The following is a 15,278-nucleotide window of genomic DNA, read 5'->3' as shown; positions in this document are numbered from 1 at the left end:
GATTACCCAAGATGAGATAAACATGAACCACTATTGTCGATGCCCAAAGTACTATTTCGGTGATTTTAATCTGTAATTATAGATTATCAAGAAAAGATTCTTGCTCATGCATAGGTTACTGGCTCTAATCAGCCCAATAGCGTATGGCTATGTAGTAAATTGATTATAAACGAATTGGGATTTTTTTTAATGTAATAAAAATGGGCCACTCAGTAAATTAGACAGTGAACAGTTAATTTATAATTCTAAATGTAAATATAAACGATTTTTTAAGCCGAGGTGCAGGAAATCTCTATAGACTCACCTCTTTCATATTCGGGCATAAATATCATAGAGATAGGCGTCGACTTGGTTGCGATGTTACAGATTCAACACATTGGAATTGAGAATAATAAAGTTGCGGCCTAATCGCGGTATTTCGGTAACTATCACTCTTGCTGACCATTTTTAGTGGTTGACGTCTACTTTTCGTTGCCTTTCAGGCCATCGACAAAGCAAAAATCCCGCTTAAGTTTCCTTAAGCGGGATTCTCTAATTTGGCTCCTCTGACTGGACTCGAACCAGTGACATACGGATTAACAGTCCGCCGTTCTACCGACTGAACTACAGAGGAATCGTGTGAACGGGGCGAATAATAGCGAGGTATCTGGGACATGTCAAAGGGGAAACAGCAAAATCGGATCGTTTGCTTAGAGTTTGTGCAACTTATTGAGATTTTTAGTTTTTAGCACAGAATTTGCTCAGTAAAGGGTGAGCTGATATCCGGTAAAAAGGCGGGCAGCCCTATTTTAAGCTGCCGGCATAAGCGTTTACTCGGGGTATCGGCCAATACAAACATGCCATAAGGGTAGATTTGCAGATAAATGTTGGAGGCGTAACAGGTGCGAGAAAAATCTGATGAGGATATCGTCAGTTATTGTTGAAAAATGATGCGCCACCGGTGAAGAGGCGCATGACGGAGATTAACAGACTGCTGACGAACACCGATGACGCGATCGGCTTGCCCTCCCCGCAACGGGCACATTGTCAGCTATCTCAAATTAAGCTTGTTTTCGGCTACGATAAATCCGTTGAGGGCGGCCGACCTTGCCATAAATGATTTCTGCTTGCAGCGCTTGATTAGCGGCGCAGAACTCTAAGTAACGCCGAGCCGTAGTACGGCTTAGCCCGAGCGCTTGAGCAACATTTTCAGCGGTATACTCGGCAGCACTATCACTGAATAACGTTTGAATTTTATCCAGCGTCAGTTGATCGATCCCCAATGGCAGCGCCACTTTTTGCTCACCACGAGCATAAGTGTTGTACATCTCATCTATCTGGCGCTGATTAACCTTGGTGCCATCCTGCAAAACCTGATGGCGATGGCTGTAGCGTGCTAATGATTGCTCCAGCCGTTCGTAGGCCACCGGCTTAATCAGATAATCAAACACCCCGTAACGAATCGCTTCAGAAACGGTTTCACTGTCGCTGGCTGCGGTGACAAAAATAATCCCCCCCGTGAAACCCTGTAAGGTCATTTCACGTAACAGCTCTAATCCATTGCCATCAGGCAGATAGTTATCGAGCAGAATTAAATCAGGCTTAAAGCGAGCCACCATACTGCGGGCTTGCTGCAAGTTACCGGCGAGCCAGACTTCATGGCAATAGCTGCTTTGTTTGATAAATTCTGCATGCATCTCTGCCAGTGGTGTTTCGTCTTCTACCACTAAAATATTAAGCCATTCCATGGGATCTCCCCGTCTTTGAGATCAATGCGTCTTTGGAATAAAGACTGTAAATAAGGTGCCGCATGGCGGATTTTCTTCTATCGTGATGGTGCCGCCACTTTGTTGAACATAGGTCGCGACGAGATACAGGCCGATACCGTGTTCATCTGAGTTTTTCGAGCTAACACCCCGTTCAAACAGGCTATCTTGCAATTGTGGGTCAATGCCACAGCCATGGTCAGCCACTTCTAAAATCAAATCATGACCTTCATCAGACAGGTAAATGTCCACCTGCTTATCACTGTTCGGATTTTTCAAACTGGCTTCAAAGGCGTTATCCAATAAATTCCCCATAATCGCGGCCAGTTCATTCTCACCCACGTTGGCTGGCAGAGTGCCTAATTGACAACCGGTAACAAAGTTCAAACTCAGCCCTAACTCCTTAGCACGGTGGTATTTGCCAAAGAGTAGCGCGGCAATTTGCCGGTTATCGAAGGCGGTACGTAACATATCAATTAAGGCTTGATGAGATGACGATTCGGTTTTCACCATCTCCAACGCCCGATCAAATTCTTTCATCTGTAGCAGTCCGCTCATGGTTGACATCCAATTCAGATGCTCATGGCGCACGGTGCGCAGATTCTCAACATACTGCTGAATCTGGCTGAGTTGAGCACTGAGCGTATGAATATCATCCTGACTACGGAAACTTACCACCCAACCTTGAAACACCCCCTCTTCAGACCAAATACCGGCGCGGTTGGCAATCGTATTCAAGCCATTGAAGGTACAAAGCTCATCCTGACGGTTATCACCGGTGTGATCGAGGAAGAAATGGTCAGGAGAGACAACCTCGCTGACGGAACAACCAATCAATTGCTGTGGCGTGGCGGAGATCCCTAACATCTTACGCGCATTTTGATTGATTGCAGTGATCTTCCCCGCAGGATCAACCGCCAGCAGTCCTTCAAAGACAGCACCGAATAATGCTTCTTGTTGGCGCAACACGCGGGCAATTTCTTTGGGTTCCATCCCCATCATTTGGCGACGAATATGATGGGCAAAAAGCCATGACAACAGCAGCAAGACAATGAGCACGAGAATAAATGAGTGGGTGAGGGGGAGCAGGTAAATTAACCGCCAATGATCAATTTTACTGATCAAATAGCCGAGAGAAACCACCCCGATGATTTTCCCTTGCTCATCACGGATAGGGGTTTTCGCCCGCATGGCTTCGCCCATCGAGCCCTTACCAAAAATAATGTAACTCTCGCCCCTTTCTAACGCACCAGGCTTGGTCCATTGCATCGGGTAGCCAATCATCTTGGGATTTGGATGATAAAGGCGAATGGATTGGGTATCACCAATGACCAGATAATCCAGATCGGAAGTACTGCCCAGCCGGCCAACAATTTGTGCCAATTGATCTTTATCGCGATGTTTAACGGCATTCACCACTGAGTCCATTGAGGCAATAATTTTGGCCTGATTCATCGCTGTCTTACTGACTTGATCCAACAGATATTGCTCAAAGTTGTGACTGAGAAAACGATCTAATGCACCGATAAGCAGAATCGAGACGGTTAATAGCAGGAGAAAAATACGCAGCGGGAAGGCCATATTTTTCAACCGGCTCCATATTTGGTCGCGCCAACTTAAATTATCTGCTGGGGAATGACTCGACACATTACTCACCTTAATTAACATAGTGACCATAGGGACTGGCGCTAACATAAGTCAATTTAGCTAATAATTAAATAGCTAAGAGAAATAAAAATATATATAAATAATTAAGATAATTAAAACCATTAAATAACTTTTATTTACTCTCTTATATGTGAAATAGGTCAATTAATCCGGCTATTTTTATGTTTAGCATGTGTTCGTCAATTAATCTCAATTAAAAATAAATGGCGAAAAGATATTTTATCATGTTGATCTTATGTGAAATATTTATTTTCGTCCTGTAGCGACTCGTTATTTATTTTCCGATTTTTACTTGTTTTTTATTTGTTATGTAAACGTTAGAGCAGAGAGCTAATTATGGATGCGGTATTCAGTCGAATTAATCGTTCAGACCATCAACAGATTGCAGAAATAACACGTTTCTTACGGGCTAATGATCTGAATATAGATACCACTGTTGATGTGTTTATTACCGTAAGCCGAAATGAAAAGCTGGTGGCCTGTGGTGGTATTGCGGGCAACATTATCAAGTGCGTTGCCATCAGCGAGGAGGTCAGGGGCGAAGGCTTAGCGCTGACACTGGCAACGGAGTTAGTCAACTTGGCGTATGAACGGCACCATAGCCATCTTTTATCTATACCAAAACTAAAAACGGAAGTTTATTTAAAAACTGTGGCTTTTATCCTATCGCGGATGTGCCCGGTATTGTGGTGCTAATGGAAAATAGCGCCTGCCGTTTGCAGCGCTATGCGAAACAGTTAAGCCAGCTACGCCAGCCTGGGCAGAAAATTGGCAGCATTGTGATGAATGCCAACCCCTTCACCCGTGGACATCAATATTTAGTCCGTCAGGCGGCAGCGCAATGTGATTGGTTACACCTATTTTTGGTGAAAGAAGATAATTCCCGTTTTCCTTATGAAGACAGGCTGCAATTAGTGCTCAGCGGCACTCAAGATATCGCCAATCTTACGGTGCACCCCGGTTCGGAATATATGATCTCCCGAGCCACATTCCCGTGTTATTTCATTAAAGATCAAGGTGTCGCCGATGACTGTTACACCGAGATCGACCTGAAAATATTCCGCCAATATTTAGCACCTGCGTTAGGCGTGACTCACCGGTTTGTCGGCACAGAGCCATTTTGTACCGTGACCGCCAAATATAACCATGACATGGGCTACTGGCTGGAAATGCCGTCATTACCATCCCCCCCAATTTCCTTGGTGGAAATTGAGCGCCTTAAATATCACAACACCGCTATTTCCGCCTCTTGGGTGCGCAAGCTCTTAGCGCAGGGGGATGCGGACACCATTCGCAAATTAGTCCCACCGGCGACCTGCCACTACTTGCAGCGATTGTTGGCGCAACGGGCGCAAAAAACCGCTAGCGCAGAAAAAAAAGCCCCATCCGCAAAGAATGCCCCGCCGGAAAAGAATCCAGCCCTGTTTTAGTCGACTGACAAAAGCCGATAAAGCAGGGCGAAAAGATAGGGACTGATTCGTCAGTCCGCCGTCACTGAATTTGAAGACAAGTTAATCAGGTGAAACATGAAAATTATCAGAGAGGCCGTCGCCGGAACACTGGAGTCGAGCGACGTTATGGTGCGCATTGCACCGCTAAATCCGCCCGAAATAGACCTGCAAATTCACAGCAGTGTGGATAAGCAATTTGGTGAAGCCATTCGCTATAGCGTACTGGCGTTGCTGGAACAGCATCAGGTGACTGGGGGGCAACTGATTATTGATGATAAAGGCGCACTGGATTGCGTTTTGCAGGCACGTCTTGAAACCGCCTTGCTCAGAGCCTGCGATGAAAAAATTCTGCCATGGAGAGCGCAGTCATGAAAATTGAAATGAAAAATAGAATGCGCCGCAGCATGTTGTTCGTCCCCGGTGCTAACGCGGCGATGGTGAGTAACGCCTTTATTTATCAGGCGGATGCGTTGATGTTTGACTTGGAAGACTCGGTTATTCTGCGCGAAAAAGATGCTGCTCGTCGTTTGGTTTATCACGCCTTACAACACCCGCTTTACCAAGATGTAGAAACCATTGTGCGCGTCAATGCGTTGGACTCAGCTTATGGTCTGGCAGATTTGGAAGCGGTGGTGCGCGGTGGCGCAGATATCGTTCGCTTACCCAAAACCGATAACGCGAAAGATGTTGAGGATATGGCACGAGAAATCAGCCGTATCGAGTCTGAATGTGGCCGCGAAGTGGGGAGCACAGGTCTACTGGCAGCGATTGAATCCGCGCAAGGGATCACGCAAGCACTGGCGATTGCACAAGCCTCTGAACGCCTGATGGGGATTGCATTGGGGGCTGAGGACTATGTGCGCAATTTGCGTACTGAGCGCTCACCAGAAGGGATTGAACTGCTGTTTGCCCGTTGTTCTATTTTGCAGGCTGCCCGCGCCGTCGGTATTCAAGCCTTCGACACCGTTTATTCCGATGCCAACAACGAAGCCGGTTTCTTGCGCGAAGCCGCACTGATCAAACAACTGGGATTCGATGGCAAGTCGCTGATTAATCCACGTCAAATCGAACTGTTACACAACCTCTATGCCCCGACCGAAAAAGAAGTTCGCCATGCTCAGGCGGTGGTGGATGCCGCCGCGGCTGCGGAAGCCGAAGGGCGCGGAGTCGTCTCTTTGAACGGCAAGATGGTAGATAGCCCCGTGATTGAACGGGCGCGGTTGGTTTTGCAACGTGCGGTTAGCGGTTTGCGTGAGGAATAAAAAATGAATAGGCAACAACGAGTAGAAAACTTCAGTCACCGTCAAGACAACGGCCCTGCGTATCAGGCGTACCAAAATGCCTCGAAAGCCAATTTGCAGGCGCAAAAGCCCCGTGACATTAAAATTTGCGATTCATTAGAAAAAGCGATTCGTCGTTCAGGCTTGCAAGATGGCATGACCATCTCTTTCCACCATGCATTCCGCGCCGGTGATTTAACGCTGAACTTGGTGATGGCAACCATCGCCGCCATGGGATTCAAAAATCTTCGCTTGGCTTCTAGCTCTTTGAGCGATTGCCATTCGCCGCTAGTCGAGCATATCCGCAATGGCGTGGTGAGCGAGATCTACACCTCAGGGATGCGTGGCCCGCTAGCAGAAGAAGTTTCACGCGGATTATTGGGCAAACCGGTACAAGTTCACTCTCACGGTGGGCGGGTTAACCTGATTGAATCCGGTGAACTGACCATTGATGTGGCGTTTATCGGGGTACCTGCCTGCGATGAGTTCGGCAATACCAACGGTTTTAGCGGCAATGCCTGCTGTGGTTCGCTGGGCTACGCCAGAGTGGATGCCGAATATGCCGATTGTGTGGTGTTGTTGACCGAAGCGCTGGTGGCTTACCCCCATCACCCCGCCAGTATTACGCAGGATCAAGTCGATCTGATTGTGCAGGTTGAAAAGGTCGGGGATGCCGACAAGATTGGCGCTGATACCACCCGAATGACCTCAAACCCTCGTGAGTTACTGATTGCTCGCCGTGCGGCGGAAGTCATCGCTGGCTCAGGGTATTTCGTTGATGGATTCTCGCTGCAAACCGGCACCGGTGGCGCTTCGCTGGCCGTCACACGTTTTCTGGAAGACAAAATGTTGCGGCGCAATATCACCGCTGCATTTGCGCTGGGTGGCATCACTTCCACGATGGTGGAACTGCACGAAAAAGGGCTGATCACTAAGCTGCTGGATGTGCAAAGTTTTGACCGGCAGGCCGCGTCTTCACTGGCGCGAAACCCCAATCATATTGAAATCAGTGCTAACCAATACGCCAATTTCAGCTCAAAAGGGGCATCCGTCGACAGGCTCGATGTGGTGGTCCTCAGTGCGTTGGAAATCGACACCCGTTTTAACGTCAATGTGCTGACCGGATCGGATGGTGTTTTACGCGGTGCATCCGGCGGCCACTGTGATACGGCGGTGGCGGCACGTCTGTCTATCATTGTCGCCCCGTTGGTTCGCGGGCGTATTCCAACATTAGTGAGCCAAGTGACCACCTGTGTCACCCCTGGTTCCAGTGTCGATATTTTAGTGACCGATCATGGTATTGCCGTCAATCCGGCTCGGCCTGAATTGGCTGAACGCTTGCAGCAAGCCGGTTTGCCGGTTGTGACTATCGAATGGCTCTATGAGCGCGCGCTTGTTTTAACCGGCGTGCCGCAGCCAATCCAATTTACTGATCGCGTGGTCGCGGTGGTGCGTTACCGCGACGGTTCCGTGATTGATGTTGTGCATCAGATACAGGAATAAGCCATGAACATACTTTCTCCTGCATTAGCGGCTAATCGGCCGATCAGTTTGCCGGAATTGCTCACCAGTCGAGAGTCACGCCAGCATCGGCAACAAGCTTGGTTGGCGCGCCATCAAGTGAGCTTGATTTCGCTCACTTTAGTGGCCCCCGGCGCGGTGAAAGATAACCCCTTGACGCGCAAACTGTTTGCGTTGGCATGGCAAGCCATTATGACGCTAAGCCAACAGCAGCACTGGCCGGTATTGCAGCAAGAAGTGTTCCCACTGCCGACCGGTTGCGAAGGTTTGATTGCGGTTGATCTACCGGCGGAACAGGTGAAAGACGCGGCGCTGTTACTGGAGTTAAAGCACCCGCAAGGTCGGTTATGGGATATCGATGTGCTGGATGCCTCCGGTCAGATCCTATCGCGCAGTGACGTGGGTTTACCACCTCGCCGCTGCTTGCTGTGCCACCGTCCCGCCAATGTTTGCGGGCGGGCGCAAACTCACAGCATTGATGAATTATTGGCTCAGATGGAGTTGATGCTCAATGCCACAACTGCAACGCACTGATGAGTGGCTCTCCTTCACGGCGTTGCCGGTGGGGGAGGCAAATAGCGCGGCCGATTTTGCCAGACACTGGGGCGGTCTGGCTTATCGAGCCATGTTGACCGAGGTGAATCTGACGCCGAAACCCGGGTTGGTCGATCGCAACAACTGCGGCGCACATCAGGATATGGCACTGATCGATTTCTATTACAGCGCCGATGCAATAGCGCCGTGGCTACCGCGTTTTATCGAACAAGGTATCAATCATCACCATTTGTGCGGGCAGGCAGCACTGAACAACTTAAGGCCACTGGGGTTGGCATGTGAAAACAGCATGTTTCGTGCCACTGGCGGCGTGAATACCCATAAGGGCAGTGTTTTCTCATTGGGATTGATCTGCTGTGCACTGGGGCGGCTGAAAGCCCGCGCTGAACAGATTGATGCTGAGGCTGTTTGTCAGGAAGTGGCGCATTTGTGTAGTGGGTTAACGCAACGCGAACTGTGCCAAACCAACCCGCAGCAAACGGCAGGCCAACGTCTGTTCTATCAGCATGGACTAACGGGTGCCCGTGGCGAGGCAGAATCAGGTTTCGCCACCGTATTGACCCATGCCTTACCGGTGTACCGGCGGTTAATCGCTGAAGGTACGCAACCTGAACACGCCTTATTGCACACCTTGCTGGTTTTGATGTCGGTCAACCGCGATACCAATGTGGTTTCGCGTGGCGGTATCGCGGGGCTGCAATGGCTACAACAACAGGCGACAGACATTCTGACTTCACACTCATCGGCAGGGATGGGTTGCCCACTCAGCCAGAGGCGAGTGCGGGAGTTTGACGCCCAATGTATCGCTCGCAACCTGAGCCCCGGCGGCAGTGCTGATCTGCTGATCTTGACCTGGTTGCTGGCGCAGTTCCCTCACCATCCCTCACACAAAAAATAATAACGGTGTTATAGGAGTCTCTTTATGTCGAAGTCGCAAGAGAAATTATGGAAAGCGCTCGCGCCCTTTGTGGTGTTGGCCGTTCTGCTACTTATCCCGACCCCAGAAGGTATGCCGCCTCAAGCTTGGCGCTATTTCGCGATTTTTGTTGCCATGATTGTGGGTATGATTTTAGAACCCATCCCTGCCACCGCGATAAGTTTTATTGCCGTGACAATTTGCGTGCTCAGTTCTGACTGGGTGCTGTTCAGTGCTGCTGAAGTGGCCGATGCGAGCTTTAATGGCGGCAAAGAGTCACTGAAATGGGGGTTGGCAGGGTTCTCGAGTACCACTGTCTGGCTGGTATTCGGCGCGTTCATTTTTGCTCTCGGCTACGAAGCCACAGGACTGGGCCGCCGTATCGCCTTGTTCATGGTGAAGTTTATGGGCAAACGCACGCTGACGCTGGGCTACGCGATTGTCATCATCGATATTCTGTTGGCACCCTTTACGCCATCGAATACCGCCCGTACCGGTGGCACTGTGTTCCCTGTGGTTAAAAACTTGCCGCCGCTGTTTGATTCATTCCCTAATGACCCTTCATCACGACGCATCGGGGGCTATTTGATGTGGATGATGGTGATCGGGACCAGTATTAGTTCTTCCATGTTTGTCACCGGCGCCGCTCCTAACGTGCTGGGGATTGAGTTTGTCAGCAAAATTGCCGGTGTGCATATCGGTTGGATGCAGTGGTTCTTGGCCTTCCTGCCGGTGGGCTTAATTTTGCTGATCGTTGCACCTTGGCTCTCTTATGTACTGTATAAGCCTGGCGTGACCAAAAGTAATGAAGTGGCGGCTTGGGCGCAAACAGCATTGGCAGAAATGGGGCCACTGACGCGCCAAGAGATGACGCTGATCGGTTTGGTGTTGCTGAGCCTGAGCTTATGGGTGTTTGGCGGTAAGTTTATTGATGCCACCACGGTTGGCTTATTGGCCGTTTCTCTGATGTTAGCCTTGCATGTCGTGTCATGGAAAGACATCACCAAATACTCCAGTGCGTGGAACACCTTGGTGAATTTGGCCACCTTGGTAGTGATGGCGAATGGCCTGACCCGCTCTGGTTTCATTGATTGGTTTGCTAACACCATGAGTACCCATTTGGATGGTTTCTCACCCAATATGACCGTGGTGGCATTGGTGCTGGTGTTCTACTTCTCCCACTATATGTTTGCCAGTTTATCGGCTCATACCGCGACTATGCTGCCAGTGATTTTGGCGGTCGGTAAAGGCTTGACCGGTGTACCGATGGAGCATTTATCGATGCTGCTGGTATTGTCTATCGGGATCATGGGCGTGCTAACGCCGTACGCAACCGGCCCTGGTGTGATTATCTATGGCTGCGGTTACGTGAAATCGAAAGATTACTGGCGGTTGGGCGGGATCATGGGGGTGTTCTATATCACCATGCTGTTGCTCGTCGGTTGGCCAATCATGAGCCTGTGGTATTAATGTGTTCTGAGCACTGACAGGGCTTCACGCTAGTGGGTAGGCGTCTAATATTGTGGTCGCGAAGGTTAGCAGCTACTATAAGAGCCGATGAATCAACAAGATTAGGATGATGTGTGACCTCGGTATTTATTCGTAACTTTACCTTTGCCGCACTACCCGCTAGCGGTTTGAATGGTCAGCCACAGTTCCACGGACTGTTGGCGAAATGCGATTTTGATGTCAATGAGTATCGGGATGAGCTGTTTGCCGTTTATGGCATCGCTTTTCCCGGTAACTTGCACAAGGCCGTGACGAAACGGCGTGCGGAATATCTGGCGGGTCGTTTTGTGGCTCGCCAAGTTCTGAATATGCTGGAAATTCGTGATTATCCGCTCACAAACGGAGCCGGTCGCGCTCCACAATGGCCAACCGGCCTCATCGGCAGTATCAGCCACAATAGCCAACGTGCATTATGCGCCGCGCAGGTGATCACTCCCGCTGTCGGGCCGTTAACGGAAAACCGTATCACTCATGGTATTGGGTTGGATATTGAAGGACTTATTCCGGTTGAAAGGGCGGCAGACTTGTGGCCCGGCATCCTCAGTGAAGAAGAGTATCGCCAATTTCAGCAAGGCCCGTTGCCGTTCAACCATTTACTGACATTGGCTTTTTCCGCGAAAGAGAGCTTATTTAAAGCGGTTTATCCGCAACTGGGTCGTTATTTTGATTTCCTTGAAGCGCACCTCACCGATTATTCGTTAGACTCGGGGCGTTTTGAATTGCAGCTCTTGCGCGGTTTGAGTGATGAGTTTCCGGCAGGCCGTTGTTTTGATGGCAGTTTTACGATAACTGACAACGATATTCAAACCTTTATCGCGTATTAATTTTATTGCTTAGGCGTTTTACCCTCAATTTTCATGATTAAAAATTGGATATTTCAAAATAGATCAGCTAAATATTTTGCTACCCGCCATATTTATTTGATAGGAAATCATGAAATATATTGTGCTCACTATTTTTATCCTCTGTGTTGCCTATGTCCATTTTCGAGGGAAAGTTCGGTATAAATTTTGGCGGCAACTTTCAGATCATTCGACATTTGTCTCTCCTCTTAATGTGTTTATGTACTTATTCTCTCGCGTTCCTACGACGCCCTATTTAAAACAAGACCTTTTCCCTGAACTGACCATTCTGCGTGATAACTGGCAGAAAATCAGGGAGGAGGGCAAAGCCTTGATGGCGATCCAGCAAATAAAAGCATCGGATAAGTATAATGATGCGGGTTTTAATTCTTTCTTTAAAACGGGCTGGAAGCGTTTTTACCTAAAATGGTATGAAGACAGCCATCCTTCGGCGATGACACTCTGCCCACATACCACCTCATTGTTGCGTGAGCTACCGTCCATCAAAGCAGCCATGTTTGCTGAATTACCCGATGGTAGCCGTTTACCTAGGCATCGTGACCCCTATGCTGGCTCCTTACGTTACCATCTGGGCTTAATCACCCCGAACGATGATCGCTGTTTTATCGATGTTGATGGCACCACTTACAGTTGGCGAGACGGCGAGGGGGTGTTGTTTGATGAAACTTATATTCACTATGCTGAAAACCAAAGTGGCCAAAATAGACTGATTCTGTTTTGCGATATTGAGCGGCCGATGCGCTACCGCTGGGCGCAATGGGTGAATCATTGGTTAGGGCGCAATTTAATGAGTGCTGCCGCGGCACCGAATGATGAGGGCGATCGTACCGGTGGCGTGAACCGGATATTTAAATATATCTATGCAGTGCGCAAGGTGGGTAAACGCTTAAAAGCGTGGAATCGCCGAATTTACTATTTGATAAAATGGATCCTCTTTGGTGGCATTGCCGCGCTGATATTTTATGCGCTGTAGCTTCTCAGTTGCAGGGTGAGAGGATTAAGTCATCAAACTGATGACTAGGTTGATAAGTTGATAAGTTGATAAGTTGATAAGTTGATAAGCGGGGAAATGTGCCGAATGGGCCGTAACGGCGTGAGCCGTCGGAGCGCCCATCGGTGCAGTCGATCCGCTAATCTGGGGGGGGGAGGGTGGATATATGGATATATCGATAGAGGGGCATCAGCCTATGCTTCACGGCTGATGCCCATAAAATTACAACATAGAAATGATGCGGCGCAGCAGCCGGATACGCGGCAGAATAGAATCAATTTGCAGATATTCTGCTGTGCTGTGGAACCCCGCCCCGATAGGGCCAAGACCATCTAGCGTTGGGATACCCAGCGCGGCGGTATGATTGGCATCGCTGCCACCCCCGACAGCCTGCCAGGTAATCGGGATACCCTCGGCTTTACCCGCGTCCTCAACCAACGACATCAGTGATGATGTGTCATCACTCGCGGCCATCGCGGGCTTATGAGTGACTTGCTCTAATGTGGTGGTCACGCCATCGAGAAAACCCTTCGCGCACAATTTATTCATGCTCTCGTTAATGCGGTCATACTCTTCGTTTTCCCAGAAACGAACATCCAACTCGGCAATGGCTCGGTCAGCCACCACGTTTGCGGCGCTTCCCCCTTGGACGACGCCAACATTCAATGTCGTACCACGGCTGAGGTCCGTCAGCCCATTAATGGCGATGATAGCGTTTGCCAGCGCGGTGACGGCGGAACGTCCTTTTTCAGGGTCATTACCGGCATGGGCGGCAACACCGTCGAAGGTAAGGTGGTAGCCCACCATGCCTTTACGGGCTTTGACCAGTGAACCATCTGCACGTGCCGCTTCACAAACCAGCACCACACGGGAGCGTTTTGCCAGTTCACCAATCCACTCATGGGAGTAGACCGAGCCGGTTTCTTCATCTGGGTTCATGGCGATGGCGATAGAAAGACGTGACTTGTCCGCAGTATCAAGCTCGCGAATGGCCCATAAGATGTTGAGCAATCCACTTTTCATGTCGGCGACACCCGGCCCATAAAGGCGTTCGGTATCTCGACTCATCGGGCGCTCAGCGACGGTTCCTGCTGGAAATACCGTATCAAGATGACCCACGAGCAGAACATCAAAATGGGTTGCCTGTGGTTTATTCGTGACCAACAGCCCTGGCCCCACTTTATCGCCCAGAGAAACCTGTTCTGTATTCCAGCCTTCTTGTTTCCACAATGCCTGCATGCGTTCAGCAACGGTTTTGACGCCTGCTAGCGTCTGCGTTCCACAGTCGACATTCACCAGTGTTGCCAATTCTTCGATATAGCGCTCAATATTCATATGACATCCTGTTCTAGACAATAATTCGCATCAGCAACATGGCTAAAAATGCATTAAGTACGGAAATACCAATCATGAGAGGGATACGCTTGCCACTGGTCCCGATCACACCCAAAATACGACCGAGATATTGCACTTGTGAACCCATCAGATAAATGGCAGGTGCGAGGATAGCCAAGTGTTCGCCGGTAATAATGCCTTTATCAAACAAGCCGATGGCAACACCAATGCCACCTCCCATCGACATCCAACTGCCAATTAATACCGCAGCCGCTTCACCGGGTAACCCAAATAATCCCATTATCGGGGAGAAAATCAGGCCTAGCCCTTTTAACGCCCCCGTGATTTCCAGCGCTTTAATAATGATAAACGCCATAACGACATTTGGCAGGGTACTCGACGTGGCAATATTCCAGCCTTTACGGGCACCGGCAACAAACACATCGGTGATAACGGGATTGGAATTCGGAGTGCTCATCACGCTTCCCCTTTCGCATCGGTTTTAACGGATACGTCTTTGTCGATAAATTTCAGAATGAGACGCAAGATATTGGCCCCAACGATTTTCATGGTAAACATCACCACAATGCAGGCACCGATTGAGGTCGGTACGGCGGCAGTGCCGTCAACGGCAATTAGCGTAAAGAGAATGGCACCGGAGGAGAAAAAGTTAGTGATCATCGCGCCCGCTGAAAACTGAAACATGGCGAAAACATCTTTCTCTTTTTCGGTTATCTGGCCTTCATCCGCTAAGTTGCGGGTGAGTGATGCACCGACATCGGTACTTTGCAGGCTGCCGATCATGGCAAGGCCAGTATTGCCAGGGAGGCCTAACAGCGGGCGCAGCATCGGTGTCAGTAACTTACGTGCCGCGCGTAATGCGCCATAATGCTCCAGCACATTGATCATGCCTAGGGCGAACATCACCGCAGGAATTAGCCCCAATGCGAATAGGAAACCATCCATTGCACCATTACCGCCGGTACCGCGAAAAGCACTGGTTGCGGTGACCAGTGTGTCACCCTCGAGACTGGCTCGACTGACGACTTTACCGAATGCACCATTCAACGTGGTGAAATCAAATACGCCATACCACTCTTGCCCTCCGAGTAATCCTGAAAAAAAGACCGCTGCGAAGGCCAGCGCAAAATAGGCGCCCGGGCCGACTTTATTTTCCTCTTTGTTTACATCCATTTATTTCTCCTTGATCACTAATGGCTTTAAGTCTGAGGAAAATATAGGGGGTAAGTTATCGTAAGAATATGACCCTAACCATTGAATTATAAGGGGAGCTACTAACATGTGTTAAAATGTGACATGAAATACACTCCCTATTGCCACCGTAATAATTAGATATTTAATTTTTAACGAAGGCTAAACAATTAATACCCAATTATTTTAAGTAATAAAAAGAGAAGTCGGTGAGGGGAGAATTATCTTATTA

General features: G+C 49.2%; 13 protein-coding genes, 1 tRNA gene and 1 pseudogene. 9 read left to right on the top strand and 6 right to left on the bottom strand.

What is annotated here, in order from left to right; translation table 11 throughout:
- Positions 1 to 537 precede the first annotated feature (537 nt).
- The 3 genes from BN68_RS06925 to dpiB form a co-directional block, all read right to left on the bottom strand.
- Positions 538 to 613: transfer RNA gene (locus tag BN68_RS06925), tRNA-Asn, on the bottom strand.
- 427 nt (positions 614 to 1,040) lie between these two features.
- Positions 1,041 to 1,727 carry a two-component response regulator DpiA gene (gene dpiA / locus BN68_RS06920; RefSeq protein ID WP_019210435.1) on the bottom strand — a complete coding sequence of 229 codons (687 nt, stop codon included), beginning with the start codon at positions 1,725 to 1,727 and terminating at the stop codon, positions 1,041 to 1,043.
- Positions 1,728 to 1,748: 21 nt separating this feature from the next.
- Positions 1,749 to 3,413, bottom strand: a complete 1,665-nt coding sequence (gene dpiB, locus BN68_RS06915) for a sensor histidine kinase DpiB (protein ID WP_071822407.1) — start codon at positions 3,411 to 3,413, stop codon at positions 1,749 to 1,751.
- 336 nt (positions 3,414 to 3,749) lie between these two features.
- Here dpiB and citC point away from each other — a divergent pair.
- The 9 genes and pseudogenes from citC (at position 3,750) to lpxO (ending at position 12,481) form a co-directional block, all read left to right on the top strand.
- Positions 3,750 to 4,843, top strand: a pseudogene (gene citC / locus BN68_RS06910) ([citrate (pro-3S)-lyase] ligase).
- Between the two features lie 96 nt (positions 4,844 to 4,939).
- On the top strand, positions 4,940 to 5,236 hold the full coding sequence (gene citD / locus BN68_RS06905; protein WP_019210433.1) for a citrate lyase acyl carrier protein: 297 nt from the start codon (positions 4,940 to 4,942) through the stop codon (positions 5,234 to 5,236).
- The gene (locus BN68_RS06900) at positions 5,233 to 6,126 is read left to right on the top strand and encodes an aldolase/citrate lyase family protein (RefSeq protein ID WP_019210432.1); all 894 of its coding nucleotides are present in this window, start codon (positions 5,233 to 5,235) and stop codon (positions 6,124 to 6,126) included. Before citD ends, BN68_RS06900 begins: the two co-directional genes overlap by 4 nt.
- 3 nt (positions 6,127 to 6,129) lie before the next feature.
- Complete coding sequence (citF, locus tag BN68_RS06895) at positions 6,130 to 7,647, top strand: citrate lyase subunit alpha (protein ID WP_019210431.1); 1,518 nt, start codon at positions 6,130 to 6,132, stop codon at positions 7,645 to 7,647.
- A gap of 3 nt (positions 7,648 to 7,650) precedes the next feature.
- Positions 7,651 to 8,199, top strand: coding sequence for a citrate lyase holo-[acyl-carrier protein] synthase (citX, locus tag BN68_RS06890; RefSeq protein WP_019210430.1), 549 nt, complete (start codon positions 7,651 to 7,653; stop codon positions 8,197 to 8,199).
- Positions 8,177 to 9,118 (top strand): triphosphoribosyl-dephospho-CoA synthase CitG, encoded by a 942-nt coding sequence (gene citG / locus BN68_RS06885; protein ID WP_391592540.1) that lies wholly within the window; start codon positions 8,177 to 8,179, stop codon positions 9,116 to 9,118. Before citX ends, citG begins: the two co-directional genes overlap by 23 nt.
- 24 nt (positions 9,119 to 9,142) lie before the next feature.
- Complete coding sequence (locus BN68_RS06880; RefSeq protein ID WP_019210429.1) at positions 9,143 to 10,606, top strand: anion permease; 1,464 nt, start codon at positions 9,143 to 9,145, stop codon at positions 10,604 to 10,606.
- Positions 10,607 to 10,719: 113 nt separating this feature from the next.
- Positions 10,720 to 11,469: a 4'-phosphopantetheinyl transferase family protein gene (locus BN68_RS06875; protein ID WP_019210428.1), complete on the top strand. Its 750-nt coding sequence runs from the start codon at positions 10,720 to 10,722 to the stop codon at positions 11,467 to 11,469.
- A gap of 109 nt (positions 11,470 to 11,578) precedes the next feature.
- Positions 11,579 to 12,481, top strand: coding sequence for a lipid A hydroxylase LpxO (gene lpxO, locus BN68_RS06870; protein WP_019210427.1), 903 nt, complete (start codon positions 11,579 to 11,581; stop codon positions 12,479 to 12,481).
- 240 nt (positions 12,482 to 12,721) lie between these two features.
- Here lpxO and BN68_RS06865 read toward each other — a convergent pair whose 3' ends face one another.
- From BN68_RS06865 to BN68_RS06855, 3 genes are read right to left on the bottom strand one after another with little or no spacing between them, the layout of a single operon-like run.
- Entirely contained in the window at positions 12,722 to 13,834 is a 1,113-nt protein-coding gene (locus BN68_RS06865; protein ID WP_019210426.1) for a M20 family metallopeptidase, read from the bottom strand.
- A gap of 13 nt (positions 13,835 to 13,847) precedes the next feature.
- Positions 13,848 to 14,312 carry a YjiG family protein gene (locus BN68_RS06860; protein ID WP_019210425.1) on the bottom strand — a complete coding sequence of 155 codons (465 nt, stop codon included), beginning with the start codon at positions 14,310 to 14,312 and terminating at the stop codon, positions 13,848 to 13,850.
- Positions 14,312 to 15,028, bottom strand: coding sequence for a nucleoside recognition domain-containing protein (locus BN68_RS06855; protein WP_019210424.1), 717 nt, complete (start codon positions 15,026 to 15,028; stop codon positions 14,312 to 14,314). Before BN68_RS06855 ends, BN68_RS06860 begins: the two co-directional genes overlap by 1 nt.
- Positions 15,029 to 15,278 lie beyond the last annotated feature (250 nt).

The organism is Yersinia massiliensis CCUG 53443 (genome assembly GCF_000312485.1).
GTDB lineage: Bacteria > Pseudomonadota > Gammaproteobacteria > Enterobacterales > Enterobacteriaceae > Yersinia > Yersinia massiliensis.
The sequence above is the reverse complement of the archived record's forward strand: the minus strand, read 5'-3'. Positions and strand labels throughout refer to the sequence as shown.

What these genes read in the sequence shown, in the direction of transcription:
- dpiA (WP_019210435.1), bottom strand. Translation starts at nt 1,727, where the DNA reads ATGGAATGGCTTAATATTTTAGTGGTAGAAGACGAAACACCACTGGCA.
- dpiB (WP_071822407.1), bottom strand. Translation starts at nt 3,413, where the DNA reads ATGTTAATTAAGGTGAGTAATGTGTCGAGTCATTCCCCAGCAGATAAT.
- citD (WP_019210433.1), top strand. Translation starts at nt 4,940, where the DNA reads ATGAAAATTATCAGAGAGGCCGTCGCCGGAACACTGGAGTCGAGCGAC.
- BN68_RS06900 (WP_019210432.1), top strand. Translation starts at nt 5,233, where the DNA reads ATGAAAATTGAAATGAAAAATAGAATGCGCCGCAGCATGTTGTTCGTC.
- citF (WP_019210431.1), top strand. Translation starts at nt 6,130, where the DNA reads ATGAATAGGCAACAACGAGTAGAAAACTTCAGTCACCGTCAAGACAAC.
- citX (WP_019210430.1), top strand. Translation starts at nt 7,651, where the DNA reads ATGAACATACTTTCTCCTGCATTAGCGGCTAATCGGCCGATCAGTTTG.
- citG (WP_391592540.1), top strand. Translation starts at nt 8,177, where the DNA reads ATGCCACAACTGCAACGCACTGATGAGTGGCTCTCCTTCACGGCGTTG.
- BN68_RS06880 (WP_019210429.1), top strand. Translation starts at nt 9,143, where the DNA reads ATGTCGAAGTCGCAAGAGAAATTATGGAAAGCGCTCGCGCCCTTTGTG.
- lpxO (WP_019210427.1), top strand. Translation starts at nt 11,579, where the DNA reads ATGAAATATATTGTGCTCACTATTTTTATCCTCTGTGTTGCCTATGTC.
- BN68_RS06865 (WP_019210426.1), bottom strand. Translation starts at nt 13,834, where the DNA reads ATGAATATTGAGCGCTATATCGAAGAATTGGCAACACTGGTGAATGTC.
- BN68_RS06860 (WP_019210425.1), bottom strand. Translation starts at nt 14,312, where the DNA reads ATGAGCACTCCGAATTCCAATCCCGTTATCACCGATGTGTTTGTTGCC.
- BN68_RS06855 (WP_019210424.1), bottom strand. Translation starts at nt 15,028, where the DNA reads ATGGATGTAAACAAAGAGGAAAATAAAGTCGGCCCGGGCGCCTATTTT.